The 26,905-nt window shown below is 57.0% G+C and carries 26 protein-coding genes; 14 read left to right on the top strand and 12 right to left on the bottom strand.

The window, feature by feature from the left end:
- Positions 1-2: 2 nt before the first annotated feature.
- The 5 genes from ACR0MQ_RS11755 to rarD all read left to right on the top strand — a co-directional run bounded on the left by ACR0MQ_RS11755 (position 3) and on the right by rarD (position 6,554).
- Positions 3-1,049, top strand: a complete 1,047-nt coding sequence (locus ACR0MQ_RS11755; protein WP_480608344.1) for an alcohol dehydrogenase family protein — start codon at positions 3-5, stop codon at positions 1,047-1,049.
- Between the two features lie 12 nt (positions 1,050-1,061).
- Positions 1,062-1,955 carry a homocysteine S-methyltransferase family protein gene (locus tag ACR0MQ_RS11750; protein ID WP_480608341.1) on the top strand — a complete coding sequence of 298 codons (894 nt, stop codon included), beginning with the start codon at positions 1,062-1,064 and terminating at the stop codon, positions 1,953-1,955.
- Positions 1,956-1,964: 9 nt separating this feature from the next.
- Positions 1,965-2,945 (top strand): helix-turn-helix domain-containing protein, encoded by a 981-nt coding sequence (locus tag ACR0MQ_RS11745; protein WP_170771512.1) that lies wholly within the window; start codon positions 1,965-1,967, stop codon positions 2,943-2,945.
- A gap of 89 nt (positions 2,946-3,034) precedes the next feature.
- Positions 3,035-5,488 carry a GcvT family protein gene (locus ACR0MQ_RS11740; RefSeq protein ID WP_170771510.1) on the top strand — a complete coding sequence of 818 codons (2,454 nt, stop codon included), beginning with the start codon at positions 3,035-3,037 and terminating at the stop codon, positions 5,486-5,488.
- Between the two features lie 160 nt (positions 5,489-5,648).
- The gene (gene rarD, locus ACR0MQ_RS11735) at positions 5,649-6,554 is read left to right on the top strand and encodes an EamA family transporter RarD (RefSeq protein ID WP_170771508.1); all 906 of its coding nucleotides are present in this window, start codon (positions 5,649-5,651) and stop codon (positions 6,552-6,554) included.
- Here rarD and ACR0MQ_RS11730 read toward each other — a convergent pair.
- Together ACR0MQ_RS11730 and ACR0MQ_RS11725 are read right to left on the bottom strand one after the other, a co-directional pair.
- Positions 6,545-7,180: an SGNH/GDSL hydrolase family protein gene (locus tag ACR0MQ_RS11730; RefSeq protein ID WP_480608335.1), complete on the bottom strand. Its 636-nt coding sequence runs from the start codon at positions 7,178-7,180 to the stop codon at positions 6,545-6,547. The genes rarD and ACR0MQ_RS11730 overlap by 10 nt on opposite strands.
- A 77-nt stretch (positions 7,181-7,257) precedes the next feature.
- Positions 7,258-7,668 (bottom strand): nuclear transport factor 2 family protein, encoded by a 411-nt coding sequence (locus ACR0MQ_RS11725; protein ID WP_170771504.1) that lies wholly within the window; start codon positions 7,666-7,668, stop codon positions 7,258-7,260.
- A gap of 97 nt (positions 7,669-7,765) precedes the next feature.
- On the opposite strand from ACR0MQ_RS11725, the gene ACR0MQ_RS11720 reads away from it, so the two are divergent.
- Complete coding sequence (locus ACR0MQ_RS11720) at positions 7,766-8,413, top strand: RluA family pseudouridine synthase (protein ID WP_170771503.1); 648 nt, start codon at positions 7,766-7,768, stop codon at positions 8,411-8,413.
- Between the two features lie 2 nt (positions 8,414-8,415).
- Here the strand turns inward: ACR0MQ_RS11720 and ACR0MQ_RS11715 are convergent, their stop codons facing one another.
- Positions 8,416-8,607: a hypothetical protein gene (locus ACR0MQ_RS11715; RefSeq protein WP_480608331.1), complete on the bottom strand. Its 192-nt coding sequence runs from the start codon at positions 8,605-8,607 to the stop codon at positions 8,416-8,418.
- A gap of 104 nt (positions 8,608-8,711) precedes the next feature.
- Between ACR0MQ_RS11715 and ACR0MQ_RS11710 the strand changes: the two genes are divergently transcribed.
- The 3 genes from ACR0MQ_RS11710 (at position 8,712) to ACR0MQ_RS11700 (ending at position 10,833) form a co-directional block, all read left to right on the top strand.
- Complete coding sequence (locus ACR0MQ_RS11710; protein ID WP_170476214.1) at positions 8,712-9,404, top strand: helix-turn-helix transcriptional regulator; 693 nt, start codon at positions 8,712-8,714, stop codon at positions 9,402-9,404.
- Positions 9,405-9,522: 118 nt separating this feature from the next.
- The gene (locus ACR0MQ_RS11705; protein WP_480608328.1) at positions 9,523-10,194 is read left to right on the top strand and encodes a YiaD family glycine zipper/OmpA-like lipoprotein; all 672 of its coding nucleotides are present in this window, start codon (positions 9,523-9,525) and stop codon (positions 10,192-10,194) included.
- Positions 10,195-10,290: 96 nt separating this feature from the next.
- Positions 10,291-10,833 (top strand): NAD(P)H-dependent oxidoreductase, encoded by a 543-nt coding sequence (locus tag ACR0MQ_RS11700; RefSeq protein ID WP_170771499.1) that lies wholly within the window; start codon positions 10,291-10,293, stop codon positions 10,831-10,833.
- A 3-nt stretch (positions 10,834-10,836) separates the two neighbouring features.
- Here ACR0MQ_RS11700 and ACR0MQ_RS11695 read toward each other — a convergent pair whose 3' ends face one another.
- Positions 10,837-11,316, bottom strand: coding sequence for a GNAT family N-acetyltransferase (locus ACR0MQ_RS11695; protein ID WP_480608324.1), 480 nt, complete (start codon positions 11,314-11,316; stop codon positions 10,837-10,839).
- Positions 11,313-12,347 (bottom strand): NAD(P)/FAD-dependent oxidoreductase, encoded by a 1,035-nt coding sequence (locus tag ACR0MQ_RS11690; RefSeq protein ID WP_480608321.1) that lies wholly within the window; start codon positions 12,345-12,347, stop codon positions 11,313-11,315. Before ACR0MQ_RS11690 ends, ACR0MQ_RS11695 begins: the two co-directional genes overlap by 4 nt.
- Positions 12,348-12,402: 55 nt before the next feature.
- Here ACR0MQ_RS11690 and mnmC2 point away from each other — a divergent pair, with 55 nt between their 5' ends.
- Positions 12,403-13,068, top strand: a complete 666-nt coding sequence (gene mnmC2 / locus ACR0MQ_RS11685) for a tRNA (5-methylaminomethyl-2-thiouridine)(34)-methyltransferase MnmC2 (protein ID WP_170771495.1) — start codon at positions 12,403-12,405, stop codon at positions 13,066-13,068.
- Positions 13,065-13,943 carry a DMT family transporter gene (locus ACR0MQ_RS11680; protein ID WP_170771493.1) on the top strand — a complete coding sequence of 293 codons (879 nt, stop codon included), beginning with the start codon at positions 13,065-13,067 and terminating at the stop codon, positions 13,941-13,943. Before mnmC2 ends, ACR0MQ_RS11680 begins: the two co-directional genes overlap by 4 nt.
- On the opposite strand, the gene ACR0MQ_RS11675 is transcribed toward ACR0MQ_RS11680, so the two are convergent.
- Positions 13,908-15,881, bottom strand: a complete 1,974-nt coding sequence (locus ACR0MQ_RS11675) for a lytic transglycosylase domain-containing protein (protein WP_480608316.1) — start codon at positions 15,879-15,881, stop codon at positions 13,908-13,910. The two genes, ACR0MQ_RS11680 and ACR0MQ_RS11675, sit on opposite strands and share 36 nt — an antisense overlap.
- 122 nt (positions 15,882-16,003) lie before the next feature.
- Between ACR0MQ_RS11675 and dapA the strand changes: the two genes are divergently transcribed.
- Positions 16,004-16,876: a 4-hydroxy-tetrahydrodipicolinate synthase gene (gene dapA / locus ACR0MQ_RS11670; RefSeq protein ID WP_170771489.1), complete on the top strand. Its 873-nt coding sequence runs from the start codon at positions 16,004-16,006 to the stop codon at positions 16,874-16,876.
- A gap of 132 nt (positions 16,877-17,008) precedes the next feature.
- On the opposite strand, the gene ACR0MQ_RS11665 is transcribed toward dapA, so the two are convergent.
- The 5 genes from ACR0MQ_RS11665 to pdxR all read right to left on the bottom strand — a co-directional run bounded on the left by ACR0MQ_RS11665 (position 17,009) and on the right by pdxR (position 24,988).
- A complete protein-coding gene (locus ACR0MQ_RS11665; protein ID WP_480608312.1) occupies positions 17,009-17,896 on the bottom strand; it encodes a dimethyl sulfoxide reductase anchor subunit family protein in 888 nt (295 codons plus the stop codon).
- The gene (locus ACR0MQ_RS11660) at positions 17,896-18,645 is read right to left on the bottom strand and encodes a 4Fe-4S dicluster domain-containing protein (protein ID WP_170545147.1); all 750 of its coding nucleotides are present in this window, start codon (positions 18,643-18,645) and stop codon (positions 17,896-17,898) included. Before ACR0MQ_RS11660 ends, ACR0MQ_RS11665 begins: the two co-directional genes overlap by 1 nt.
- Entirely contained in the window at positions 18,642-21,458 is a 2,817-nt protein-coding gene (locus tag ACR0MQ_RS11655; protein ID WP_480608309.1) for a molybdopterin oxidoreductase family protein, read from the bottom strand. The genes ACR0MQ_RS11660 and ACR0MQ_RS11655 overlap by 4 nt, the downstream gene beginning before the upstream one ends.
- Before the next feature lie 169 nt (positions 21,459-21,627).
- A complete protein-coding gene (gene xsc, locus ACR0MQ_RS11650) occupies positions 21,628-23,403 on the bottom strand; it encodes a sulfoacetaldehyde acetyltransferase (RefSeq protein ID WP_170771483.1) in 1,776 nt (591 codons plus the stop codon).
- A 124-nt stretch (positions 23,404-23,527) separates the two neighbouring features.
- Positions 23,528-24,988: a MocR-like pyridoxine biosynthesis transcription factor PdxR gene (gene pdxR / locus ACR0MQ_RS11645; RefSeq protein ID WP_480608305.1), complete on the bottom strand. Its 1,461-nt coding sequence runs from the start codon at positions 24,986-24,988 to the stop codon at positions 23,528-23,530.
- A 125-nt stretch (positions 24,989-25,113) separates the two neighbouring features.
- Between pdxR and ACR0MQ_RS11640 the strand changes: the two genes are divergently transcribed.
- Both ACR0MQ_RS11640 and ACR0MQ_RS11635 read left to right on the top strand, forming a co-directional pair.
- Positions 25,114-25,422 carry an ArsR/SmtB family transcription factor gene (locus ACR0MQ_RS11640; protein ID WP_170476167.1) on the top strand — a complete coding sequence of 103 codons (309 nt, stop codon included), beginning with the start codon at positions 25,114-25,116 and terminating at the stop codon, positions 25,420-25,422.
- Entirely contained in the window at positions 25,415-26,446 is a 1,032-nt protein-coding gene (locus ACR0MQ_RS11635) for a permease (protein ID WP_480608301.1), read from the top strand. Before ACR0MQ_RS11640 ends, ACR0MQ_RS11635 begins: the two co-directional genes overlap by 8 nt.
- Positions 26,447-26,488: 42 nt before the next feature.
- Here ACR0MQ_RS11635 and ACR0MQ_RS11630 read toward each other — a convergent pair whose 3' ends face one another.
- On the bottom strand, positions 26,489-26,878 hold the full coding sequence (locus ACR0MQ_RS11630; protein WP_170771480.1) for a hypothetical protein: 390 nt from the start codon (positions 26,876-26,878) through the stop codon (positions 26,489-26,491).
- Between the last annotated feature and the right edge of the window lie 27 nt (positions 26,879-26,905).

Raw genomic sequence — 26,905 nt, 5'->3', positions numbered from 1 at the left:
AAATGACCCGGCAGATGCATGGCGTATATCTGAATGGCCACGGTGGACCCGAGGTGTTGGAATGGCGGGACGACATCCCGGTTCCAAACCCTGATCCGGGGCAGGTCCTGGTCCGCGTTGCCGCTGCCGGGGTGAACAACACTGACATTAATACGCGGATCGGCTGGTATTCCTCGGACGTCACGGGTGCAACGGATGCGGTAGATCAGCAGGTCGAAGCAGGTGGTTGGGGAGGTGCGCTGCACTTTCCCCGGATCCAGGGTGGCGATCTTTGTGGAATTGTCGAAGCGGTTGGTTCGGGTGCGGCGTTCAAGCCTGGTCAGCGGGTCACTTGCCCGATCAATTTGCCGCGCCCGGTTCCTGGCCGACCACAGGGTTTTATCGTGCTCGGTTCAGAAATTGACGGGGCCTTTGCCCAATATTGTCTGATGGAAAGTGATGACCTGTACGACGTGACTGACTCGCCTTTGTCTGACGTTGAAATTGCCGCGGTTCCCTGCGCTTTTGGTACGGCCGAAGGCCTGCTGACTCGTGCCGGTGTCATCGCAGGTCAAAAAGTGCTGATCACAGGGGCGTCGGGCGGTGTGGGCCTTGCCGCCGTCCAGCTTGCAGCGCTGCGCGGGGCGACGGTCTGGGGCGTTAGCAACGCCGCCAAGTCTGAGGTGGTCAAGTCACAGGGCGCAATCGGGACTTTTGAGCGCGACGCGGCTTTGCCGGAAGACATGTTCGATGTCGTTATAGATGTGGTCGGAGGTCCGGCTTGGCCAGATCTGATACTTGCGTTGAAACCCGGCGGCCACTATGCCGTAGCTGGCGCGATCGCAGGTCCCATTGTCAGCGCGGATTTGCGGGATATCTATCTGCGCGACATCACGATCCATGGGTGCACCTATCAGCCACCGGACGTTTTTGACCGCCTTGTTGCATTGATGAATGCAGGTCAGATCAAGCCCTTGGTCTCAAAGACCTATTCGTTGCGCGACATTGTTCAGGCGCAAGAGGATTTCCTGTCCAAGACTTTGCCCGGAAAGCTGGTTCTGGTGCCGTGAAAGAGGGAATAAATGGCTGATATTACGCTTTTGGATGGTTCGATCGGGCAGGAGTTGGTGAAGTTGAGCGGTGACAAGCCGACGCCACTTTGGTCAACACGCGTGATGATCGACAAACCCGAACTTGTGGCGGAGGTTCACGCCGCCTATTTCCGCAGCGGTGCAACGATCGCTACGACAAACACCTACGCAATACACCGCTCACGTTTGGTTCGTGAGGGGATCGAAGATCAGATGCCCAATCTCATTGACGCTGCCTTGTCACAGGCCGAACTGGCGCGCTGTGGCACCAGCGGGCGGATCGCAGGCGCGCTTGGCCCGTTATTGGCCAGCTATCGGCCCGATCTGAACCCCGACCCCGCAGATGCCGCCGCGAAATTCGCCGAGCTGGCTGCAATGATGTCGGACCGGGTCGATTTTTTTCTGATCGAAACAGTATGCTCGGTGCAGGAAGCCGAAGGTGCGCTGCGTGGAATCGAGAACTGTGGGAAACCCGTCTGGCTTGCCCTGTCGGTTATGGACGAGGACGGAACCCGCCTGCGTTCAGGTGAACCACTGGGGGACATTGCCCCTCTTGTTACGCGCTATGCACCCGAGGCGTTGCTGATCAACTGTTCACGCCCCGAAGCGATTCCGGCGGCTTTGGATGTCATCGCAATGTTCGATCGCCCGTACGGGGCCTATGCCAACGGATTTACAGGCATCACAGATGGCTTTCTGGAAGATGCCCCGACGGTTGATGCCTTGGAGAGCCGCCATGACCTGGGCCCTGATGCCTATGCACGGCACGCGATGGGTTGGGTGGCGCAGGGCGCTACGATCGTTGGTGGTTGCTGCGAAGTCGGGCCGGAACACATCAAAACCCTCGCCGAGAATTTACGTGCGGCCGGACACAAAATCGTCTGAGGGACCTAGATGCCTGTCCGGACCAAATCTGACCAACAGCAGGATCGCGTCCAGTACCATTTTGACATTCTGGTTGCGTCGGGTTTCGTATTGCTCGAACTGGCCTCGCTGGTTGAGGTTTTGCGCTTGGCGAACCGTGTGTGTGCCCACCCGCCGTTCACGTTCACTTATCAGTCGCGACAAGGAGGGCCGGTGGAAAGCAGCAGCGGAGCAACAGTATCGACCGACACTGTCCCGGCGCAACCGAATGCGAATTATCTGTTTGTAATCGGAAACTCAGACCCGGATCAGCCCGAACTTTCTCTTGGCCGTGTCGTGCGCGACTATACGTTTCGGGGCGCCCAGGTATTTTTGTTGGCTGAAGCTGCAAGCCGGTATATCGACGAAAATAGCGCCGATCATATGGCAACCCATTGGGAAAATGCCTCTTTCCTGCGCGAACGTGGTGCTCGGTTTGAGGCCAAGCTATCTATCGCCACCGAGCAAGGTTCGGTTGTCACCTGTGCCGGCATGGAGGCAACCACAGATATCGCGCTGGCCGTGATTGGGCGGCATATCTCGGGTGCGGCCAAGATGACGGTTGCCGACATTATGCTGCATGAAAACATCCGTGACTTTTCATCCATGCAACCTTTTTCCGGCGCCCGGATAACGGCCACTGGTGACGAGAAATTGGACCAGTGCATCAAGCTGATGCAGGCAAACATCGAGGAACCTCTGCCGATCAAACAGATCGTTGACATATTGCACGTATCGAACCGCTCTCTTGAGCGAAAATTCAAAGCAATTTTCGGAACCACGCCGAACGGTTTCTACCGGGAAATGCGACTGGCCAAAGCTAACAACCTGCTTCTGAATACGACGATGAGCGTGCGGGAAATCGGGCTGGTTTGCGGTTTTCCAAACGGATTTTCATCCGTCTACAAAAGTTTTTTTGGCATCACACCGTTTGTTCTGAGACGCCAGAAAAGACGCCCGGAATATCGGTGATTTTTGTATTTAAGCTGACGCTTTTGATGCTTTTATTGTCGATCCTTCGTGGCATTTTGCAGAAAACCTGAATCAGCGGAGACGTCAGGATGGTTGATCTTCCCACCAAGGCCCGAGTGGTCATCATCGGCGGCGGCGTCATTGGATGTTCGGTTGCGTATCATCTGACCAAGAAAGGTTGGGGCGATGTCGTTCTGTTGGAACGCAAGCAACTGACCAGCGGTACGACATGGCACGCGGCGGGACTGATCGCGCAGCTGCGCGCGACGGCGAACATGACCAAACTGGCCAAGTACAGCCAGGAACTATACGGCTCGCTTGAAGAAGAGACCGGTGTTGCCACTGGGTTCAAGCGCTGCGGATCGATCACGGTCGCTTTGACCGACGAGCGTAAGGAAGAGATCTATCGTCAGGCCGCTATGGCCCGCGCTTTCGGGGTTGAGGTCGAAGAGATCGGCAATGACCGTGTGCAAGAGCTGTATCCCCATCTTAACCTGGAAGGGGTTAAAGGGGCAGTTTACCTGCCATTGGACGGGCAAGGTGATCCGGCAAATATCGCTCTGGCTTTGGCCAAAGGCGCGCGTCAGCGCGGTGGTATCGTCAAGGAACGCGTGAAAGTCACCGACATCGTCAAGCAAGGCCGTCAGGTGACAGGCGTTGATTGGGTCGCAGATGATGGCAGCGCTTCGGGCCATATCGAGTGCGACATGGTGGTGAACTGCGCAGGGATGTGGGGCCACGAGGTTGGCAAGATGGCAGGTGTGAACGTACCGCTTCACGCTTGCGAGCATTTCTATATCGTCACCGAGGGGATCGACGGTCTGACCCAATTGCCCGTGCTGCGCGTGCCGGACGAATGCGCCTACTACAAAGAGGATGCAGGGAAAATCCTGCTGGGTGCGTTTGAGCCGAATGCCAAGCCCTGGGCAATGAACGGCATCCCTGACAGTTTCGAATTTGACCAATTGCCTGAAGATTTCGACCATTTTGAACCGATACTCGAAGCAGCCTGCAATCGGATGCCAATGCTGGCCGAGGCCGGGATTCACACGTTCTTCAATGGTCCTGAATCCTTTACACCGGACGACGCCTATCATCTGGGCCTCGCACCCGAGATGGACAATGTCTGGGTCGCGGCCGGGTTCAACTCAATCGGTATTCAGTCGGCGGGCGGGGCTGGCATGGCACTGGCCGAATGGATGGATTCGGGTGAAAAGCCATTTGATCTGGGCGATGTGGACATCAGCCGCATGCAGCCCTTTCAGGGTAATAAAAAATACCTCTTTGAGCGTTCGAAAGAAACGCTTGGCCTGCTTTACGCTGACCACTACCCCTACCGCCAAAAGGCTACCGCACGGGGCGTCCGTCGGACACCATTTCACCATCATCTGCTGGAACAGGGTGCGGTCATGGGCGAAATTGCCGGGTGGGAGCGCGCCAACTGGTTTGCCAATGACGGACAGGAACGTGAATACCAATATAGTTGGAAGCGTCAGAACTGGTTTGAAAACGCGGCCGCAGAACACCGCGCAGTGCGCGAAAATGTAGGCATGTACGACATGTCGTCCTTCGGCAAAATCCGTGTCGAAGGACTGGATGCCGAGAAATTCATGAACTATATTGGTGGCGGCGATTATTCGGTGCCCAATGGTAAGATCGTCTATACCCAGTTCCTAAACCGCGCTGGTGGTATCGAAGCCGACGTGACCGTCACGCGCCTGACCGAGACGGCTTATCTGGTCGTCACCCCAGCGGCGACCCGTCTGGCGGATCAGACCTGGATGATGCGTTATGCGGTCAATTTCAACGTCGTCGTCACGGATGTCACCTCAGGCGAAGGCGTTCTGGCTGTCATGGGGCCAAATGCCCGCGCACTTCTGGAAAAGGTTTCACCAGCGGATTTCTCGAACGCGACCAACCCCTTTGGCACCGCGCAAGAGATTGAGATCGGTATGGGCCTCGCCCGTGCCCACCGCGTGACATATGTGGGCGAGCTTGGGTGGGAGATCTATGTTTCATCCGACATGGCGGGTCACGTGTTCGAAACGCTGCATGAGGCCGGTCAGGATATGAACCTGAAGCTTTGTGGTATGCACATGATGGACAGCTGCCGTATCGAGAAGGGCTTCCGCCATTTTGGCCATGACATCACCTGTGAAGATCACGTGGTCGATGCAGGATTGGGCTTTGCCGTCAAAGTGGATAAGGGCGGTGATTTCATTGGGCGTGAGGCGGTTATAGCCCGCAAAGAAAGCGGGCCTCAAAACCGTTTGGTCCAGTTCAAGCTGACCGACCCCGAGCCGCTGTTGTTCCACAATGAGCCGATCATACGCGATGGAGAATATGTGGGGTATCTCAGTTCTGGCAACTATGGGCATACACTCGGCGGCGCGATTGGTCTGGGCTATGTACCCTGCCAAGGCGAGAAAGCGGCAGATGTTCTGGCTTCGAGCTATGAAATAGACGTTTGCGGCGTGAAAGTGAAAGCTGAGGCATCACTCAAACCGATGTACGACCCAAAGTCCGAACGCGTAAAAGTATAGCCAAACTGTCGGGGCGCTGTGGCGCCCCGAATTGTTTGTTTGGCCTGCCTGTTTCAGATGAAACATATCAGGATTCCTGATGACCGGCTTCACAGTTTTGATGGTTCCCAAGCCCGTCTGATTTGCCGTAGAGAAATACAGTATCAGTCGGAGACCCATCGTGGCAGAGACCCCTGTAACGCCAAACAACACGGATACACCCAAAGGGCTTTTGCTGGCCGTATTGGCCTATGTCCTTTGGGGCTTCCTGCCGCTGTACATGAAGGCGATGGAACATATCGGCCCGATAGAGGTCGTTGCACATCGCGTCATCTGGTCGGTTCCGGTGGCTGGGTTGCTGTTGGTTGCGCTTGGGCGTACCGGTGATCTTAAAGCTGCACTTCGCAATCCGAAGATGTTGGGCATGGCAGCGCTGACTGCGGCTTTGATTTCGGTGAACTGGGCGATTTATGTTTGGGCGATTTCATCTGGCCACGCGCTGGATGCGGCACTTGGCTACTATATGAATCCTTTGTTCAGTATTGCGCTCGGGGCGATCCTGCTACGCGAACCCTTAACCCGTACACAATTGGTCGCAGTCGGGCTGGCCGCATTGGGCGTGTTGGTTCTAGTGTTTCAAGCCGGAAGCCTGCCTTGGGCTGCTTTGGGATTGATGGTCAGTTGGGGATTCTATGCATTCTTCAAACGCTCTCTTCCGATTGGACCCAATCAGGGATTTTTGCTTGAAGTCCTGATCCTGCTTATCCCGGCTTTGGCCTATGTTACATGGTTGGGCGCAAGTGGAACGGGGCATTTTGGGGCGGCTGCGTCAGACACTTTGTTGCTGGCAGGTGCGGGTATCGTAACAGCCGTACCCTTGTTGATCTATGCAAACGGGGCAAAACTGGTACGCCTGTCGACCATGGGCATATTACAGTACATCGCGCCCACTATGATCTTTATCACTGCGATCACCCTGTTCGGAGAACATATTGACCAGGCAAGAATGATTGCCTTCCCTTTGATTTGGTCCGGGTTGGTCGTGTATTCGATTCCGATGATCCGGCAGATACGGTCTCAGGCCTGACGAATAAGTCGAGTGATTTCGGCAGCCCAGATCGCATAGGTTTTAGGGCTTGGATGGTACCCATCCGGGGCGGCGAGGGACGGATCGTCGGGCAGATTCAATGACAGATGGGAAACCTGCGGGAAACCAGCAGCGACCTTTTGCAATCCTCGGTCCAACCGCGCGGCCTGTTGCCCCAATACCCATGCCAAGGGCTGAGGCAAAGCTGGGAATCGCGCCATCTGGGGAACGGCCGTCACGATTACATTTCGGGCTCCGATTCGCCCGGTCAGCAAGGCCAGAAGGCGTGATTGCTGATCTTCAAAGCGTTGTGCGGTCACGGCACGGGTCACGTCATTCACGCCAAGGGCCGTCACCACCACATCAAATTGGTCTTTTAGTCTCTGCAATCGGTCGATTGTATCTTGCGTGGTATATCCGGTCGTAGCTTCCAACCGCCATTCTACGGTGTGGTGTGTTGCCAGTAGGCTGACCAATTGCCCCGACAGCGCTTGTTTTTGCGTGCCTGCGCCTACACCGGCGGCCGAGCTGTCCCCGGCAATCAACAAGCGCAATCGTGGACCGCGCCCTTCACGCCCTTCGCGAGGACCTTCTGGTTCAGGCAGCAAGCGAGCATTGCGTCGCACAGCGTGGCCCTGAACAGCCAGTACGGGAAATAACGGGACGCGGAGAATTTGGTCCGCAGCAACAGGGAAAGGCATCTTCAGTTCAGCGCATCCTTGAATTTCAGAAAACGCGCATCTTTCATGACCCGCGCCATCATGGCTTCACGCAGGGCGCCGACACTCTTGTAAGGGCGCATGACAACTTCGAAATCTTGAATGAGGCCATCTGCGTTCAAAGTGATCAAATCAACCCCGACTGCGTCCAGATCTCCGACCTTGCATTGAAACTCCAACGCCCAATCGTTGCCGTCACCCATGATCCGGCGATACCGAAAATCCGAGAATACCTGACTTACATGACCCAGAACCGCCGCAACCGGTTCGCGCCCTGTCCAGGTGCTATAATAGGTTGGGGGCAAAAACCGCACGTCCTCTGCCAGCAATTCGTGGATCAGGCTTTCATCGCCTTTGGCGACAACGTCCTGCATTCGTTTGATCGTCGGGTGCATGCCATGTTCCTTCTTGTTGACCCGAGAGTTGCTGAACCGTTTCGTTCAGGCAAGGACGACGTTGCGGGAGGTGACGTGCTGGGATAGGCAGGCGCGCATGAGCGAGACCTATGATCCCCCGCAAACACCTCTGGACGTGCTGTATGAAGACACACAGTTGATCGTGGTGAACAAGCCATCGGGTTTGCTGTCTGTGCCCGGACGGGGGGAGCATCTGGCCGATTGCCTGCTGACCCGTGTCAAGGCCGCGTTTCCTCAGGCTCTGCTGGTGCACCGTTTGGATCGGGACACATCGGGTGTCATGGTTTTTGCCCAGACACCGCATGCGCAGCGACATCTGGGGCTGCAGTTTGAAAACCGTCAGACCCGTAAGACCTATATCGCCCGTGTTTGGGGACAGGTCGAAGCGAAAACGGGGACTGTGGATTTGCCTTTGATCGTTGATTGGCCCAATCGCCCACGCCAGATGGTGTGTCACGATACGGGAAAGCCAGCGATCACCGAATGGCGTGTTGTAAAATACGAAGGTCAGTCGACCCGTATCCGTCTGTTTCCCAAAACCGGGCGATCGCATCAATTGCGTGTACATATGCAGGCGCTGGGCCATCCGATCCTAGGTGATCCATTTTACGCGGACGGCGCAGCGCGCGATTTTCCGAGGCTAATGCTGCATTCCGAAGAATTGCGACTCAAAAACCCAGAAGGCGGTGTATCAATGAAATTCCGCGCTCCAGCTGAGTTTTAAAGTTAGGCGGTGCTAGTCCACAGCATTTTCAGATTACCTAAAGAAAACCGCTTGGTACGCTTGATGGGTCGCGCGGCTTTGCATTCTCGGGCAGCAGCCAGTTCGCGCTCGATTTCGAAGCCGCGTAATACGTGATCCTGAGACCAGCGATCCAACTTCAGGGTCAACATGATGTGATTGTCGAGGTAAGGCATGGGCAATCTCCTGATTGGTGTTTGACCTATCTTCGCTCAACACTCCTGACACCACCTTGTCAGTGGGGTGTGCTAAGTTGTCAGCAGATCGCAAGGAGCTTCTGATGCGTCGTTCAACCCGTCTGTTCGAAATCATACAGATTTTGCGTGCTGCCGAGACACCTGTGACTGCCGATGCGCTGGCTGCAAAGCTCGAGGTGTCGGTGCGTACTGTCTACCGTGATATTGCGGCGTTACAGGCGCAGCGCACGCCCATCGAAGGTGAGGCGGGTGTCGGATATCTGATGCGGCGGGGATATGATTTGCCGCCACTGAATTTTGACGCCGAAGAGGTTGAGGCCCTTTGGGTCGGTCTTTCGATGTTGGCGCGTACGGGCGACAGCACCTTGCAGCAAGCCGCAGACAGGGTGTGTCGCAAGATCGAAGCGTTACGGGTTCCTGCGGATTGGCTGCAGGTTGCTCCATGGGGGGCTCCTATGGATGATCCTGAAAAGGGCTGTGTGCCAGTCGTAAACTATCGAGAAGCGATCAGGGCTGAACAAAAGATCCGCATCACCTATGTGAATTCGGAAGGTGAACGCAGCGAACGAACGGTGCGACCCGTTGCCCTGATCTACCACATAGAATGCACAATGTTGGCCGCCTGGTGTGAGCTGAGAAATGGGTTCCGCCACTTCCGCACCGATCGGATTTGGGCCTGCGAATTGACGGAAGATCACTTTTGTGGGCAGGGAGAGCCATTGCGCGCGATCTGGCAGGAGCAAAATCACTGGAGCGACCCTGTCGGAGCGGCCTAAATGGCGAGTATTCGCCGATCTCACCCAATTGTTGCTTGAGGCCCATTGTTCTCACCATGTTATACTGCGCGCAACGAGGCAAACCCGGTGAACGGGTACGTGAGCAGAAGGTGAATTTATGACGATTTCCAAATGTGTACTAACAGCCGGGCTGTGTTCGGCGTTTTTTTTGGCTGCGTGTACCGACCCCGCCACTCTATCCGTGCAAGAAGATCCCAATAAGAATGCGAAACAAGGCGCATTGCTTGGGGGTCTGATCGGTGCGGGTGTGGGCGCAATCGCTAATGATTCAGATCCGTTGCTGGGGGCGCTGGCCGGCGGTGCGATCGGTGCCGCAGGCGGTGGCGTGATCGGCAACCAGCTTGACCGACAGGCGGCTGAGTTACGGCAACAGCTGGCCAATGACGGCATCACTATCGTCAACGCGGGTGACCGCCTGATCGTTACGGTACCGAATGATATCACCTTCGATACAGATAGCTCCACCGTGCGTCCGGCCCTCCGCGCCGATCTGGTGAAGGTGGGGCAGAACCTGGTTAACTACCCGAACTCGAACGTGCAGATTATCGGTCATACCGACAGTGACGGAGAGGCGTCATACAACCTGGGTCTGTCCGAGCGTCGCGCGAATGCTGTCGCCGATATTCTGCAGGCCAACGGTGTCAGCTTTTCCCGCATCACGACCGTGGGGCAGGGTGAAAACAATCCGATTGCGTCGAACCTGACACCGGAAGGAAAAGCCCAGAACCGACGGGTTGAGATTGTGGTCGTTCCCAGCGGCAATACCTGACCGGATGTTTAGCGCACAGTGACTGCGCGTCACGTGGGCTTTGGTTCAGGATCATCCCGGTCTAACAAGAGGGAAACACCACAGCGGAGTTTCCCCATGTCCGAACCGATCCTTCTTGGCCTTTCCGGCTCACTGCGAAAAGATGCCACCAATCGCAAACTTCTTCGCGAGGCTGCGCGTTTATTTGATGCCGGTACGTTCATCGAGGCAGATTTGAATCTGCCTCTTTATGACGGCGATGTTGAGGTTGGTGAGGGTATCCCCGAAGCGGTACATGTGTTGGCTGATCTGATTGCGCAGGCTCATGCGGTGATCATTTCGACGCCGGAATACAACAAGGGGCCCTCGGGTGTTCTGAAAAACGCGCTGGATTGGGTTAGCCGGACCAGCGGCAGGCCTTGGATGGATAAGCCTGTGGCAGTGATGTCTGCTGCAGCCGGTCGTGCCGGCGGTGAGCGGGCTCAGATGATCCTGCGGTCTTTCATGGTTCCTTTTCAGCCTCGCATTCTGCAGGGGCCTGAATTGCATTTGGCCGACAGTTCCAACGAATTCGATAGTGAAGGACGATTGTCTAATGAGCGCTACGAAAACACACTGAACGCGCTGATGAAGAAGCTGCGGGCCGAAGCCGGGTTTTGAACTTCAGCCCAACCTTTTTTGCATGGTAATTGAGGTCGGCCGATCAAAGCCCGGATGGGCCGTCTCACCGGTCTTTGAGAATCCAAGCCGGGCAAAAGTCGCGTGGTTTTCGACAAGCTCAACCCTGGACTGTAGTTCCAGTATGTCAAACCCGTACCTGCGTGCTTGGACCTGAGCTTGTTCGATTAGTATACGGGCCAGACCGCGATCGCGCTGCCGAAGGTCTACAACCAGTTTGCTAAGATATAATCGACCCGGTTTGGGTGTCAGAAAAACAACAGCGTCGGGGCGGTCTCCGATCAACCAAATCTCGCCCTCATCGATCTGCCTGCGCAGACTGTCCAGAGTTAGGCGGTGCATTGAAGAAGGCGGATCAATACGACCTTCCATGTACGCAAAGCTTTCACGGATCAGGCGTAATATCTCAGGCAGCATATGGCTGTCGCGGTTCAGTCGTCTAGGTTTAGGGTATGCGGCGTTCACAGCGACGCCTCGGGGCGAAAACCATCTGGAATTGCATCGCGATTGTCGAGAATCAGATCGGCGATGACCTCAGCTACCTTCGGGGCCATGCCAAAGCCGATTTTGAAGCCACCATTGGCGATAAATTGTCCTTTGTGCAACGGATGTGCACCCAGCATTGGCGTGCGGCTCTTGCTGCGCGGGCGAACACCGGCCCAACGCTCAATCACCTCGGCCCCGTGCAACACCGGCACTGCCCGCATCGCACGATCCAGCAGCTCTTCCAATGCCGCATCCGTGCTGGTTGGGTCATCATACTCACGCTCGGACGTTGAACCGATGGCGAGTGTGCCATCCGTATGGGGTACAAAGTGAATAGCATCAGCAAACAGCTGCGGGACGGCACCCGCATCAAATCGCAATAGCGCCGCCTGTCCCTTGACGCCATTACCGACTGTTTTGCCAAATGCTGCGCTGAGTTCCAGCAGGCCTGCAAGCCCTGTCGCGTGGACGACTTGCCCTTTGTCGGGAGCATCTGTGGTGACCTCGACTCCCATTACCGCGAGCGCCGCAACCAATGCGGCGCAGGCACGCCGAGGGTGCATGCGCGCACTAAGCGTATCATGAATAACAAATCCTGTCGGGCTGGGCGGGCACCACGCGCCGATCTTTTCCAACGCTCTGACGTTCCAGTCGGCTTGTCCCTGCCAGAGTTCCTTGGCCGTCAGTTCGCGTGCGCGGGCCAAGTCCAATGTCCGAGCGTCTGCAATGGGTTGCAGCCTGCCAAGCCGCGCGTATCCTGGTGACACCCCGCCTGTGGCCTCGACATGCTTCCAGAACGGTTCGGCCATGATGAGGCTTTCGAACTGAAACGCTTTTTTAGCGTTCCAGTTTTCGGGGACGTGTGGGGCCAACGCGCCGACCAAGCCGCCGCTGGAGCCCGCCCCGGGGCCAAAGGGATCAACGATCTGGACTTTGGCGCCGCGTCTTGCGCAGGTCCAGGCGATCGATAGGCCAAATATCCCTGCGCCGCGCACCGTCACATCGACCATTGCCAATCCCCTTTTCCTTGTTCAGTGTCGCGCCGCTTAGCTACAGGATTCCCCGATGGCAGACCAGCGTGCCGAACTCACTTGGACAGAGGATCAGATTCCGGTCTCTGATCGGTTCGATGATCCCTACTACTCGTTGCAAAACGGGTTGGAAGAAACGCGACATGTGTTTCTGGCGGGCAATGACCTGCCTGCGCGCTTTGCACCGGGATTTCATATCGCCGAGCTGGGCTTTGGCACCGGGCTGAACCTGTTGACCGTCTGGTCGGCCTGGGAAGCAGCGGGTCAGACCACACCTCTGCGGTTCACGAGTTTCGAAGCCTATCCGATGGCGCCCGATGATATGGCGCACGCTTTGGCGGCCTTTCCCGAGGTGACGCCGTGGGTTGAGCGCTTTCTGAATGCCTGGAATGGGCAGAAATGCGTGCTGGATACATTGCATCTTGAGGTCATGGTCGGAGATGCACGTCAGACATTGCCCAATTGGGATGACACTGCAGATGCGTGGTTTCTGGATGGCTTCTCACCGGCGAAGAACCCCGAACTGTGGGGCGCTGACCTGATGCAGCAGGTTGCTGATCACACGGCCCAAGATGGCACTGCGGCAACGTATACCGCCGCCGGTTTTGTGCGTCGCGGTTTGTCTGATGCCGGGTTCGAGGTGACACGCACCCCCGGTTTTGGTCGCAAGCGGCATATGACGCGGGCGGTGAAGACATGAGTCAGAAAAACAACGTTAACGCTGGCATTGCCTTGATGATCGCAGCAACAATTGTCTTTGCGTTACAGGACGGGATCTCACGGCATCTGGCGGGCACCTACAACACCTACATGGTTGTGATGATCCGGTACTGGTTCTTTGCTGCTTTCGTGATTGCCGTGGCTGCAAGGTCAGCCGGGGGACTGCGGACGGCGGCGAAAACCGAGCAGCTCGGGCTGCAGATTTTCCGTGGCCTTTTGCTGGCCGGTGAGATTTGCGTGGCAGTTTTCAGTTTCACCATCCTGGGGCTTATTGAAAGCCAAGCGGTGTTCATCTGCTATCCGCTGCTAATAGCCGCCCTCAGCGGCCCTGTTTTGGGCGAGAAAGTCGGCTGGCGCCGCTGGGCCGCTATAGGTGTCGGTTGCATCGGCGTCCTGATAATCCTCCAGCCCGGTGCGGGAGTGTTCAACCCCTGGGCCGTGGTGCCATTGATCTCGGCATTCATGTTCGCGGTCTACGGCCTTCTGACTAGGTACGCTGCACGGCGCGACAGTACCGCGACCAGCTTTTTCTGGACCGGCGTGGCTGGCGCAGCCGCAATGACGGCTGTTGGAGTGTGGTTCTGGGAACCGATGGCCAGAACCGACTGGCTATGGATGGGTTTGCTCTGCATCACAGGCGCGTTGGGGCATTGGCTGTTGATCAAATGCTATGAGATGGCCGAGGCCAGCGCAGTGCAACCTTTCGCCTATTTCCATCTGATGTGGAGCGCCATTCTGGGCATCACGATCTTCCACGAAACGCTGCGCCCTGAGGTGGTTCTGGGCGCAGCAATTGTGATTGCCGCGGGTCTGTTCACCCTATGGCGCGAAAGACGAAAGAGTCGAGCCGGTTAACTCCTGTGAGAATGGCACCGGGAGCGCTGGCTGACCTAGCCGCGCGCGATAGACCGGCAGGCTTTCAGCGACGCGCATCACATAGTTGCGCGTTTCCTTGAACGGGATGGTTTCGATCCAGTCGATCACGTCCACCTGACCCCGACGCGGGTCGCCGTAGCGTTCCATCCACGAGATTGGACGCCTTGGCCCGGCGTTGTAACCAGCGGCCATCATCACAACATTTCCGTTAAAGTCCTCGGCCAGTGTCGCAAGATAATTCGCCCCCAGTTTGGCGTTATACTGCCAGTCCGAGGTCAGACGCCCTGTCTTGTGCCCGCCAAGAATGCCCAGATCCTGCGCCACAAGTTTGGCAGTGGCTGGCATGACCTGCATCAATCCGCGCGCGCCAGCGCCGCTGATAACAACTGGATCGAACTCGCTTTCACGTCGGGCAATTGCAAGTGTCATCTCCTTCGCCATGGGCAGACCCATATCAGCCACCGGATGCACCGGGTAATATGCGGCAGGCAAAACCATGCCGGTGGTCGCAGCTCGTTTGGCGATCATAACGGCCAGATGCGGCTCATTCAGTTCGATTACGAGATCACCTAACTGAGCGGCTTGCGTTTGATCAAGGCTCTCTACCAGATGGGTCAGGAACCGCTCAGACAGGTTACCCTCGCCAGCGCGCAGCAATAGCAACCCAGCCTCAAGCACGCTGGAGTCCGCAAACGCGGCCTGTTTCCAATGCGGTGCACGGCGCGGATTAGCCAATTCGCTGTCAAACGGACGGCCGATCTGCTCTGCAGCGAGCAATCCGTAGAACGAGGTCTGATATTTTGCGCCTTCTGCATAGGCCTCGTGCGCCTTGTCCGCATCCCCTTGCGCCGCGTAGGCACGACCCAGCCAATATCCACCGCGACCCTTCGAGATCGGCGATCGCACCGCTCCCGAGAAATTCTGGAAATGCCGCACAGCTGTGGCCGGATCATTCAGTTTGCGCAGGGCCAGAAATCCGGAAAGCCATTCCAGATCTGCATAGCCATAGCCCATTTCAGGCGTCATGTGATGATTTGCAGCAATCGCATAGGCGCGCTCTGCATCACCGGTACGCACCTCGAGTCGCGCCAGCCGACGCCGGCCTTCCGCCCATTTGTCAGGCTCGCCCAGCGACTTTGGTCCGGTCGAACGCGTCAGCATCAGATCAATGGCACTGTCGTCCAGTTCCTTTCGATCCCGCCACACGAAACGATCAAAGGCCAGACCGGGATCCTTGGCCAGTGCCTTAGGTACGGCAGCGACCTTGCTATCCACGCCGTTCTGGCGTTTTTGCAGGGCAATACGGGCCTGGGCCAGTTTGCGATAGTCGGCATCGACAAGGGGCAGCATCTGCCCCGCACTGACCAAATGCCCGTCCCACAGCATCCGGTCCAACCGCGCCTCGTGATGCAGTTTCAGGAGTTTGCTAAAGTTCTCCAGGTAGCTCTTTTGCAGACCTGACCCCATCGGCATTGTCCGCCACGCCGTTACAATGTCGGCTTCGGCCTCACCGTTGCGGCCTTTGCTTTTCAATGCCACGGCATAGTTCAACGCGCCTTCGGCGGTTTGCGGAGGCATCCCCTCGTAGAAATTCAGAACCCGATCCGGATCGGCTGCGGTGAACGATGGTTCGCTCTTACGGCGCAGCCAGGCCAGACCGGGCCAATCCGGACGCCGCTCCAGAAATACCAGCACGTCACCAGAGCTGCCAAAACCCTCGCGCAACCAATGCCAGACAATGATGTCCCGCGCCACCGATCCACGTTGACCTGCCACGCGCAGCGCGGCATTCCAGTCGCCCTTGCGCATCTCATAGAGCCCCGCGCGCAAATCCTGCGTCGCATCCGCCCGTGTGGCATGCGGCTGTAGCACCAACGCCAGAATCATCGCTATTCCAAGCGACAGAATACGTCTCATCCCTTGCATTCCCCAACAAACCAAGGATACAGCCATGCAGGATAAACCTTGCGCCGCCGGGATCAACTCACAAACCCTCAATCGTGACGGACCGGTGCGCAAAAACACCTAAGGAGCGTTCCATGTTTAAAGGCTCAATGCCAGCCCTGGTCACCCCGTTCAGCAACGGCGCGTTGGACCTGGATACGCTCAAACACTTGGTCGAATGGCAAATTCAGCAAGGTTCGACCGGACTGGTACCGGTTGGTACGACCGGCGAAAGCCCGACGCTCAGCCATGAAGAGCATGAAACGGTGATTGCCGAGGTGGTCAAAGCCGCCGCAGGTCGCGTACCTGTCATCGCTGGTGCCGGGTCCAACAACACGGTCGAGGCCATACGGTTCGTTCAATTCGCACAGAAAATCGGTGCGGATGCGGCGCTGGTTGTAACACCCTATTACAACAAGCCGACCCAGAAGGGGCTGCTGGCGCATTTCCAAACTCTGCATGACAGCGCCGATATCCCGATCATCATCTACAATATTCCGGGTCGTTCGGTCATCGATATGACCCCTGCAACGATGGGTGAGCTTGCAAAGCTGCCGCGCGTCATCGGGGTAAAGGACGCGACCGGTGATCTTGCGCGCGTCAGCCAGCAGCGCGCGAGCTGCGGGGCCGATTTCTGTCAGCTGTCCGGGGAAGACGCGACAGCACTGGGCTTCAACGCTCATGGCGGTGTTGGTTGCATTTCTGTTACGGCGAACGTGGCCCCGAAGCTCTGCGCCGAATTCCAGCATGCTACGTTGGCAGGCGACTATACAAAGGCTCTGAATTATCAGGACCGGCTGATGCCGCTGCACGAAGCGATCTTCATCGAGCCTGGCTTGGTCGGCGCAAAATACGCGCTCAACAAACTTGGCCTATGCAGCACCGAAGTGCGTTCGCCTTTGACCGAGCTGGAAGACAGCACCAAAGCCGCTATCGAAGCCGCAATGGCGCATGCTGGACTAATCTAAAGTCAACACACAGAATCGAAAGGGCGGCCTCGAAGATCGAGTGCCGCCCTTTTCAATTCGGGATACAAACTTCATCTGGCTAAAAATATCTCGGGGGAGGCGCGGCTTGCCGCGACGGGGGCAGAGCCCCCATCAGCGCTTGCCGTAGTACAACCCAACCACATGCTCTGCTTGTGCAAAGAACAACCAGCGTGAAACTGCGACGCCAGCCAGATGTGACATGACAGCAAACAAAGCCAGGATGTGTTTCAGGACAACGCCTTCAGCCGGAAGGATAAGCAGCAGGATCGGCAAAACGAAGGCCAGCGCGAAAGAGATGGTCCGCAGCTTTTGCGCGTGTTTACGCCCGACCACATGCACAAATTCCCGCAGCAGATAGTTTGTACCGGTATGTGGCGGCTCGAACGAACGCACCGTGCCACGATTGCCAAGGCCGGTTGCGGTGCCCAGATCGGTACCAGCGTTTTGAAACGCATTGTCGCCCATGACCCAGTAAATCAGTTGCACAATGGCGGCGACGACCAGCAGCGTGGGTGCAATACTTTCCGCACCAGCGAGCAACGCGCCGCCGGCAAGGCTGAAAGTAATGAACATCGCCGGGGTCGCCCACATATTCCAGCGCGGGATGGTTTTGAGCTGGGTGTAAATCATCGAGGTCGCGAAGACCGTTGCGAGACTAAGGATGGAGCCGACAACCCCGAGAAGCGTCCACTGCTGCCCAAGAAATATCACGCCGATGGCATAAAGGCCCATTACCGACAAAGCCGCAACGGCGCAGACGCCTTCTCGGCTGAGCCAACTTGTTTTCCACTGGCTAAAGGCTTTCCATGCCCTTTCCGGGTGGCCGAGGTGGAAAGTAGAGGCCAGCAGCCCACCGATGGCCAGCGCAAAGGCGATGGCGAAGAACACGAAAGCGGTGATGCCCGAGACGTCAGGGGTGCCAAAACCCAGAAAGTACAGCAGGCCAAAGCCGAGGCCGGACAGTGTGGTAAAGATAATAACGGAAGGTGCCGGGTGCATCAGAGCTTCTCCAGGGTCTTGTCGAGCCAGCCAAGGAAACCCTTGGGCTCTTCGGCGACCGGGGCCAGCAGAGGGGCCAGAATGTCGATCTGCTCCTCAATCTTGTCCTTGGGTCGGGGGGGTAGATATTTGTTGACGGGTTTGGTGCCCATTTCGGGCATCAGGTCCATACCGTCGCGTTCGGCGACCAGCTTGCTGACATCGCTGTCAGGATCCCCGAGGTCTCCAAAATGACGCGCGCCCGCCGGGCAGGTGCGCACGCAAGAGGGTACACGATCCACTTCGGGCAGGTTCTCATTGTAGATCCGATCGACGCATAGGGTGCATTTTTTCATCACACCTTCGGCCTGATCCAATTCGCGCGCACCATAGGGGCATGACCAGGCGCAAAGGCCACAGCCGATACAGTCGCTTTCGTTAACGAGAACGATACCGTCCTCAGCCCGCTTATAGCTGGCGCCGGTTGGGCAGACCGTGACGCAGGGCGCGTCTTCGCAATGCAGGCATGATTTGGGGAAGTGGATCAGTTGGGCGTGCCCTTCCGCTGGCTGCACCTCGTAGGAATGCACGCGGTTGAGGAAAGTACCCGAGGGGTTTGCGCCATACGCATCCTGATCTGAAAGAGGTGCACCATAATTTTCGGTGTTCCAGCCTTTGCAAGAGATCACACAGGCATGGCATCCGACGCAGGTGTCCAAATCGATGACCAGACCCATTTTGCGGTCGGTAGATGTGGGGAGTTGGGTCATTTTCCTACCTTCCACGCAAGATTTTTGGGACCGGTGCCAACCGGGGATTTTATCGGATCGAACTCGGGTTGGCTTTCGGAGTCGCTTGGAGCGGTGGCTTTTTCGATCTTTACCTTCAGATCGAACCAGGCGGCCTGACCGGTGATCGGATCAGAGTTTGCCCAGCGCAGGCCGTCACCTTTAGGAGGCAGCAGCTCATGGATCAGGTGGTTTAGCAGGAAACCCTTTGTGGCCTCAGGCGCATCTTCCTGAAGTGCCCAAGCGCCTTTGCGCTTTCCGATGGCGTTCCAAGTCCACACGGTATTGTCATTTAGTGCTGCCATTTCCATGACCGGCACCGTAATTTCACCGTGCGGAGAGCTGACTTTGGCCCAGTCGCCGTCTTCCAGCCCATGTTCACGCATCAACTTGGTCGGAACGTAAAGTGGGTTGCGTCCGTGCAATTGCCGCAGCCATGCGTTTTGGGTGCCCCAGCTGTGGTACATCGCCATGGGGCGCTGCGTCAGGGCGTTGACGGTGAAGCCTTCATTGCCGGTCTGGTCGGTCTCGTACCAGATCGGCAGCGGGTCCATAGTCTCTTGAATCCGCGCGCGCAGGTGATCTGGGGGTTGGCGTTCCCCGTGACCTTCGGCGGCCAGTTGGAATTTGCGCATCGGCTCGGAATAGAGCTGGAAGAGGTAGGGCTGCGGGCTGTCATAGATACCCATGCCAACAGCCCAATCCTGATAGGCGTTGTTCCAGGGCTTATAATAGTCGGCCCCTTCGGGGATATGGGCCACGTAGAAACCGCCGTTTTCGATATAGCGGTCCAACTGGTCCGGGTTGACCTCGCCACGGCCTTCCTTGTCGCCGATTTCGCCCCGGAAACCAGCCAATGGCCCGATGCCGGGTTTGCGTTCGTGATTCACAATGTAATCGGCGTAATCCACCCACTTGGCGCTGCCGTCTTCGTTGGTAAAGCCGGGCAGGCCCATGCGGTTGGCCAGATCGATCAGAACTGACTGGAAGCCGCGCACGTCGCGGTCGGGTTCAATCACCGGCCAGCGGATCGCGTCTGCGGCTGCCTCGGCTTCGCAGATCGGGCGATCCAGCAGCGAGATACAGTCGTGCCGTTCCAGATAGGTGGTGTCGGGCAGGATCAGATCGGCATAGGCCACCATTTCCGAACTGTAGGCGTCGGAATAGATGATGTGCGGGATCACGTATTCGCCATTCTCATCCTTATCCGTCAGCATCTCCATGACACCTTTGGTGTTCATGGTCGAGTTCCAGGACATGTTCGCCATGTACATGAACAGCGTGTCGATCTTGTAGGGATCGCCTGCATGGGCGTTCGAGATCACCATATGCATCAGCCCATGGCTGGACATCGGGTTTTCCCATGTAAACGCCTTGTCGATCCGCGCTGGGCTGCCGTCTTCTTTAAGCGCGAGGTGCTCGGGGCCGCGGACAAATCCTAGATGCGGCCCGTCCAGAGGTGTATTCGGCGTCACCTTACAGTGCGGGGTCGGATGCGCTTCGACCGGCTTGGGGTAGGGTGGCTTGAAGCGGAAACCGCCGGGGACTTCGACGGTCCCAAGCAGGATCTGCAACACATGCAGGGCGCGGCAGGTCTGGAAGCCGTTCGCGTGGGCCGAGACGCCGCGCATCGAGTGCATCGCGACGGGGCGACCGATCATCTTCGAGTGTTTTTCGCCCCGGAAATCGGTCCATTCATGGTCCAGTTCGAAGGCTTCATCAAAGGCCACACGGGCCAGTTCGGCTGCGATCGCTCGAATACGGTTCGCTGGTACGCCGCATTTATCGGCGATTGCCTCGGGTGCGTATTCGTCGGCCAGATAGCGTTCGGCCATCTGGTGGAAAACCGGACGGTGCGTGACCCCATCTTTCTCGTAGGTTGCCGAGAGATCAGGCCGCACGCCCGGTTTGTCGAACGCAGTCAACTCGCCGGTTTTGCGATCAATGACCAGCGGTTTGCCGTCGTCGTCTTTCAGGAACAGACCTTTTTCCGGGCTTTCGGATGCGTTGATCAAGACCGGTGCGTTGGTGTAGCGGCTGAGATAATCCAGATCGATTTTACCGGCCTTCATCAGCACATGGATCAGTGACATGATGAACAGGCCATCGGTTCCGGGGGTGATGCCGACCCAATCATCAGCCACTGCATTATAGCCACTGCGGATTGGGTTGACTCCGATCACACGCGCGCCGCGGGCCTTGATTTTGCCGATACCCATCTTGATAGGGTTTGAGTCGTGGTCTTCTGCAACACCAAACAGCATGAACAGCTTGGTGTGATCCCAGTCGGGCTGACCGAATTCCCAGAATGCGCCGCCCATGGTGTAAATGCCGCCTGCGGCCATATTCACCGAGCAGAATCCGCCGTGCGCCGCGTAATTGCATGTTCCGAAATTCTGCGCCCAGAAGCTGGTGAAACTCTGACTTTGGTCACGGCCTGTAAAAAAGGCCAGTTTCTCGGGATTGTCTTCGCGGATCGGTTTTAGCCAACCGACAGCGATCCCCAGCGCCTCGTCCCAGCTGATTTCCTCGAACTCACCCGAACCGCGCGGCCCTACCCGTTTCAGTGGTGCGCGCAGCCGCGACGGTGCGTTCACCTGCATGATCCCTGCGCTGCCTTTGGCGCAAAGCACCCCTTTGTTCACCGGATGATCCCGGTTGCCTTCGATATAAGCGACCTTTCCATTCTTCATGTGCACGTTGATGCCGCAGCGGCAGGCGCACATGTAGCAGGTGGTGCGGCGAATCTCATCTGACACAGGCGGGGATAGGTTGAGGTTTGGTTGTTGGTTCACGTTATCTCTCTCCCTGTGGCGAATCGCCTTGGTGCCTGCGCGTGTTGGACGCTCTGGGGCGTAGGAACGCGGGGCTTAACCACTCAGAGGAAGAGAGCGCGAAAGCCTCTTCCTCTGCTTTTGTTTGACGGACCGGTTGAACCCGGTCCGGACTTTGATTTTACAGCGATCAAACCTGCTGTGGTCGCATGTCGGCCGCGTCGATTCCGGCAACTTCAACTGGCTTCTTCATCGCGTCACGGCGGAAGGGTTCACCCAGTTCCTGGTTGATCATTGCTTCGATCAGTGTGGTGATGCCGTTCTTCTGGTCTTCGACCGCCTGGCTCAGCGCAGCGGTTAACTCGTCCTGAGTGCGTGCGATGACGCCTTTCAGGCCGCACGCATTGGCGATGCCAGCATAAGACACTTTGGTGTCCAGCTCTGTGCCGACGAAGTTGTCATCGAACCACAGGGTTGAGTTACGCTTTTCCGCACCCCACTGATAGTTGCGGAACACAACCTGCGTGATGGCGGGCCATTCTTCGCGACCGATGGCGGTCAGTTCGGTGACTGCGATGCCGAAGGCACCATCACCCGAGAAACCGACAACAGGTACATCCGGGCAGCCGATCTTGGCGCCGATGACCGAAGGCAGACCATAGCCACAGGGGCCGAACAGGCCGGGGGCCAGATATTTGCGGCCTTCTTCGAACGAAGGGTAGGCGTTGCCGATGGCGCAGTTGTTGCCGATGTCGGACGAGATGATCGCCTCTTTTGGCAGAGCGGACTGGATCGCGCGCCATGCTTTACGGGGGCTCAGCCAATCCGGCTTGGCAGCGCGTGCGCGTTCGTTCCAGGTGGTACCCGGATCGTCCTGCTCGTGATCCATCGAGGTCAGTTCTTGCGCCCAGCGCGACTTGGTTTCAGCGATCTTCGCTTTGCGCGCATCACGACCTTCGTCACCGGCTGTATCAGACAGCTGATTCAGAATGTTGGTGGCAACAGTTGCCGCATCGCCCACGATACCAACCGAGACCTTCTTGGTCAGGCCGATACGGTCAGGGTTGATGTCGACCTGAATGATCTTCGCGTCTGCCGGCCAGTACTCCATGCCGTAACCCGGCAGGGTCGAGAACGGGTTCAGGCGGGTGCCGAGGCACAGAACAACGTCTGCTTCCTTGATCAACTGCATACCGGCTTTCGAGCCGTTATAGCCCAGCGGGCCAGCGAAAAGCGGGTGCGAGCCGGGGAAGGCGTCGTTGTGCTGGTAACCAACGCAAACCGGAGCGTCCAGACGCTCGGCCAGTGCTTTCGACGCTTCGATGCCACCATTCGACAGAACTGTGCCTGCACCGTTCAGGATGACAGGGTTCTTTGCGTTCGACAGCAGCGCGGCAGCTTCGGACACAGCCGTTGCGCCACCCGAAGGCAGCTCGAATTCAACAACAGCAGGCAGATCGATGTCGATGACCTGAGTGAAGAAGTCGCGCGGGACGTTTATCTGCGCAGGGGCCGACGCGCGTTTGGCGTTCATGATGACGCGGCTCAGCACTTCGGCCATACGGCTGGGGTCACGCACTTCTTCCTGATAGCAAACGCAGTCTGCGAACATGCGCATCTGCTCCATCTCCTGGAAACCGCCCTGACCCATGGTCTTGTTGGCGGCCTGCGGGGTGACCAGCAGCAGCGGGGTGTGGTTCCAGTAAGCAGTCTTAACAGCGGTGACAAAGTTGGTGATGCCGGGGCCGTTCTGGGCGATCATCATCGACATTTTGCCGGTCGCGCGGGTGTAGCCATCAGCCATCATTCCGCCCGAACCTTCGTGCGCGCAATCCCAAAAAGTGATACCAGCTTTCTCAAAAATGTCAGAAATTGGCATCATCGCAGAACCGATGATTCCGAACGCATGTTCGATGCCATGCATCTGCAGGGTTTTTACAAAGGCTTCTTCGGTGGTCATCTTCATCTGCGTAATCTCCGATCATAGATGGCGGGACCAGGGTTAGGGACCCGGTTTTCTGGTCGGTTTTGGCGTACGGGTGTCTGTGGCGTTAGGGCCAGAACTGGTGGTGACTTAGGTCCAGTACGCCTCAAGACTGACGAATAGTCTCAGCGATTTGCTGGATGCCGGGTCCGATGCGCGCTGACGAAATTGCGGAATATCCCAATCGATAGTAGTTCTTCGGTCGGTTCGGGCCGGAAAAGAATGGCTCGCCCGGTTCAATGTGGACGCTTTGACGCTGCAGATCGCTTGCCAGTTTCGTCGTGTCGATACGTTCTGGTGCCTGCATCCAGATCGAAGAGCCGCCAAGCATGCCGCGACCTGCCACCGTCAGGCCATACTGCTTGATCGCTTCTTCAATTGCTTCTCGTCGGCGTTGCAGTGTTTTGGACATACGCCTGATCTGCGCGTCGTAGTGACCGAGCGACAGAAAATAGGCTGCTGTGCGCTGCATGTGGCCAGGAGGGTGACGCAACACGAGTGACCGGAGTGCCCGGGCTTCACGGATAAAGGGCTCGGAACCGACCATGTAACCCAGACGAAGCCCCGGAAACAGAGATTTTGAGAAGCTGCCCACATAGATCACCCGCCCGTCCCGATCCATCGATCGCAGCGCTGGCGACGGGGCACCCAGGAATGACATCTCGAACTCATAGTCATCCTCGACAATCATTGCGTCCAATTCCCGGGCGCGGCTCAACAGGGCATTGCGGCGATCAACCGGCATCGTTGCGGTGGTAGGGCACTGGTGGCTGGGAGTGGTGAAAATTACGTCAGTATCATCCGGTATCGTATCTGGGAGCAAACCCTCACGATCAACCTTCAGATAGGATAGCTGGCAGTCTGAGTGGATCAGAAGATCACGCAAGGCGTAATAGCAGGGATCCTCAATCGCGGCTCTTCGATTCCGGTTAAGCAAAATGCGTGAGGCCAGCCAAAGTGCGTTCTGAGCACCCAGAGTGATCAGAATTTCCTCGGGCCGAGCCACGATGCCTCTGCGTGGCAGAGTGTGTCTTGCAATGAATTCAAGCAGCAGAGGATCATCCTGGTCGACATAGTCTCCGGTCAATGAATGGAAATCTTTGTGTCCAAGCGCCCTTACTGCACAGAGGCGCCAGTTTGCGTGGTCGAACAGTTTTCTGTCGACCTGACCATAGATGAACGGATAGCGGTAATCGCGCCAGTTGCTAGGCTTGGTCAATACATCGCCATCCGAAAAACGGCGGGCAAAGGCACGGTCCCAGTCTACATTCTCGTTATCACGCCGAACCGGGGCATAGGTTGGCGGCACCGGAGCGTTTTCCGACACATAGTATCCCGACCGGCCTTTGGCGGTCAGATAATCGTTTGCCAGAAGCTCAGTGTAGGCAAGGGTAACGGTAATCCGGCTGACACCCAGATGAGCCGCAAGTTTGCGGGACGAGGGCAGTTTCTCGCCAACATGAAAACGCCCTGAAAGAATGCCTTCGGCGATCAGCTGCTGAAGCTGCGCCTGCAACGTGCCTTGCCCGTTGCGCTCAAGAAAGAATGTGTCGACCGAAATGCCCATGGCGTCGTTATAGGCTGGACTTAAGTTGGAAGCAATCTGGACTTATAGCCGTTCGCATCTGTTTGGTTGACGTTGGTTGGTTATTGAGCTAAATAACTAGAAAACTAGTTATATGGAGAAAGCTTGTGTGGGAAGAAGCCGCTGCCGGTTTTTCGGCCATGGGGTCCGAAGCCCGGCTGAAAGTTCTGAAAACGTTGGTGCGCGCCGGCGAGACCGGGCTGACTGTCGGAGAAATCCAGTCTCGTACGGGCATCGCGCCGTCGACATTGGCGCATCATCTGCGGTTTCTCGCTGCTGGTGGTGTTGTTGAACAAGAAAAGATCGGGCGCACTACAATCAATCGGGCGTGCTTTGATGAGTTGAGAAATCTTGCGCAGTTCATCCTCAGCGAATGCTGTGCAGATGAGGTAGAAAAGGCCGCGAACGATGGCTGAGTTGACCCAAAACCCCAAACCCTCGGCGAGAAATCTGGTCAGTCTGATCAAAACGCCGTGGGCGCTGATCGTGGTCATCCTGGTGCTGGTGGCCGTTCTTGACCCAAGTAACTGGGCCGAAATCGTGACATTTGCCGGTAAGGCACTTGCGCATACAGGGCAATACATCCTGTTTGCCGTTTTGCTGCTGTCCTACCTCAAGGCAACCGGAGCTGAAGTGATGGTAGCCCGTGCGTTTGAAGGGCGTGAGACGCGGATGATCTTTCTTGCTGCCTTGTTTGGCGGACTGGCGCCCTTTTGTTCCTGCGAAGTCATCCCGTTCATCGCGGGATTGTTGGCCCTGGGTGCGCCCTTATCTGCAGTCATGGCATTCTGGCTCAGTTCCCCGCTTATCGACCCGCCGACATTGCTTATCACAGCTGGTGCGTTGGGCTGGCCATTTGCGATCGGCAAAGCCGTGGCCGCCGTTGCCTTGGGGCTGTTCGGCGGATTCGCAGTACGCGCCCTGATGAAGGGCGGCGCGTTCGCACAGCCGTTGCGCGAATACAAACCAGCGGGATGCTGTGGATGCGGACCAAAGAAGGATGACAAGCCCGTATGGCAGTTCTGGAAGGAGCCTGAACGCCGCTCGCGTTTTCGGGCTGAGTTTGTTCACAACGGTCTATTCCTGCTGAAATGGCTGGCATTTGCTTACGTACTCGAAGCACTGCTGGTCAGCTATGTTCCAGCGGACCTGATTGCCAGAGTTGTCGGCGGTGAAGGCGTTGTTCCCATCGTTGTCGCAGCATTGGTCGGAATGCCAGCCTATCTGAACTCTTACGTAGCGCCACCGCTGCTGGCTGGCCTTATGGAACAAGGTATGAGCGCTGGTGCTGCGATGTCATTCATGGTGGCTGGAGCCGTCAGCTCAATCCCCGCAATGGCGGCGGTGTGGTCGCTGGTCAAACCTCGCGTATTCGCAACCTATCTGGGGCTGGGCATCAGCGGGGCCATCATCGCAGGCATCGCATTCCAGATGATCTGAATGGAAAACCGCCCGGTGCAGACACCGGGCGGTTTTGCTTTACTAACCTGCTTCGCAGTACCGCGGCAGCTTGAACCTGTATCTCGGCTCACCGCTCGCCACGTACACACGTTTTTCGATGCAGGCCTCAGTGCCCACTGAACGCGCAATAGGGCTTTCTGTAGACGTAATCGAAGTTGCCGAACCATCAGGCAGGCGCACCGATGCAATAACCCCGTTTTTGAGGTCTCCATTGATCGGCGTCGCTGACAAAACGGCAACGGTTAGAAACGCTTCGTGCTCGTGCTTGCCGTCGTCATTCAGCAACAATAAGCCTGCAACGATGGCAATCATCGCGATGGCGCCGGTGATCGGCAACCACCAGGATTTCAGGAACACATAGATCGATACGGCGCGGTGCGGTCCAAAAACTGCTGACAGAATGCTAAGCATCAGTTTCCCTTGGGAATGTGACCCCGA

The organism is Ruegeria sp. AN6, assembly GCF_056540425.1.
The sequence above is the reverse complement of the archived record's forward strand: the minus strand, read 5'-3'. Positions and strand labels throughout refer to the sequence as shown.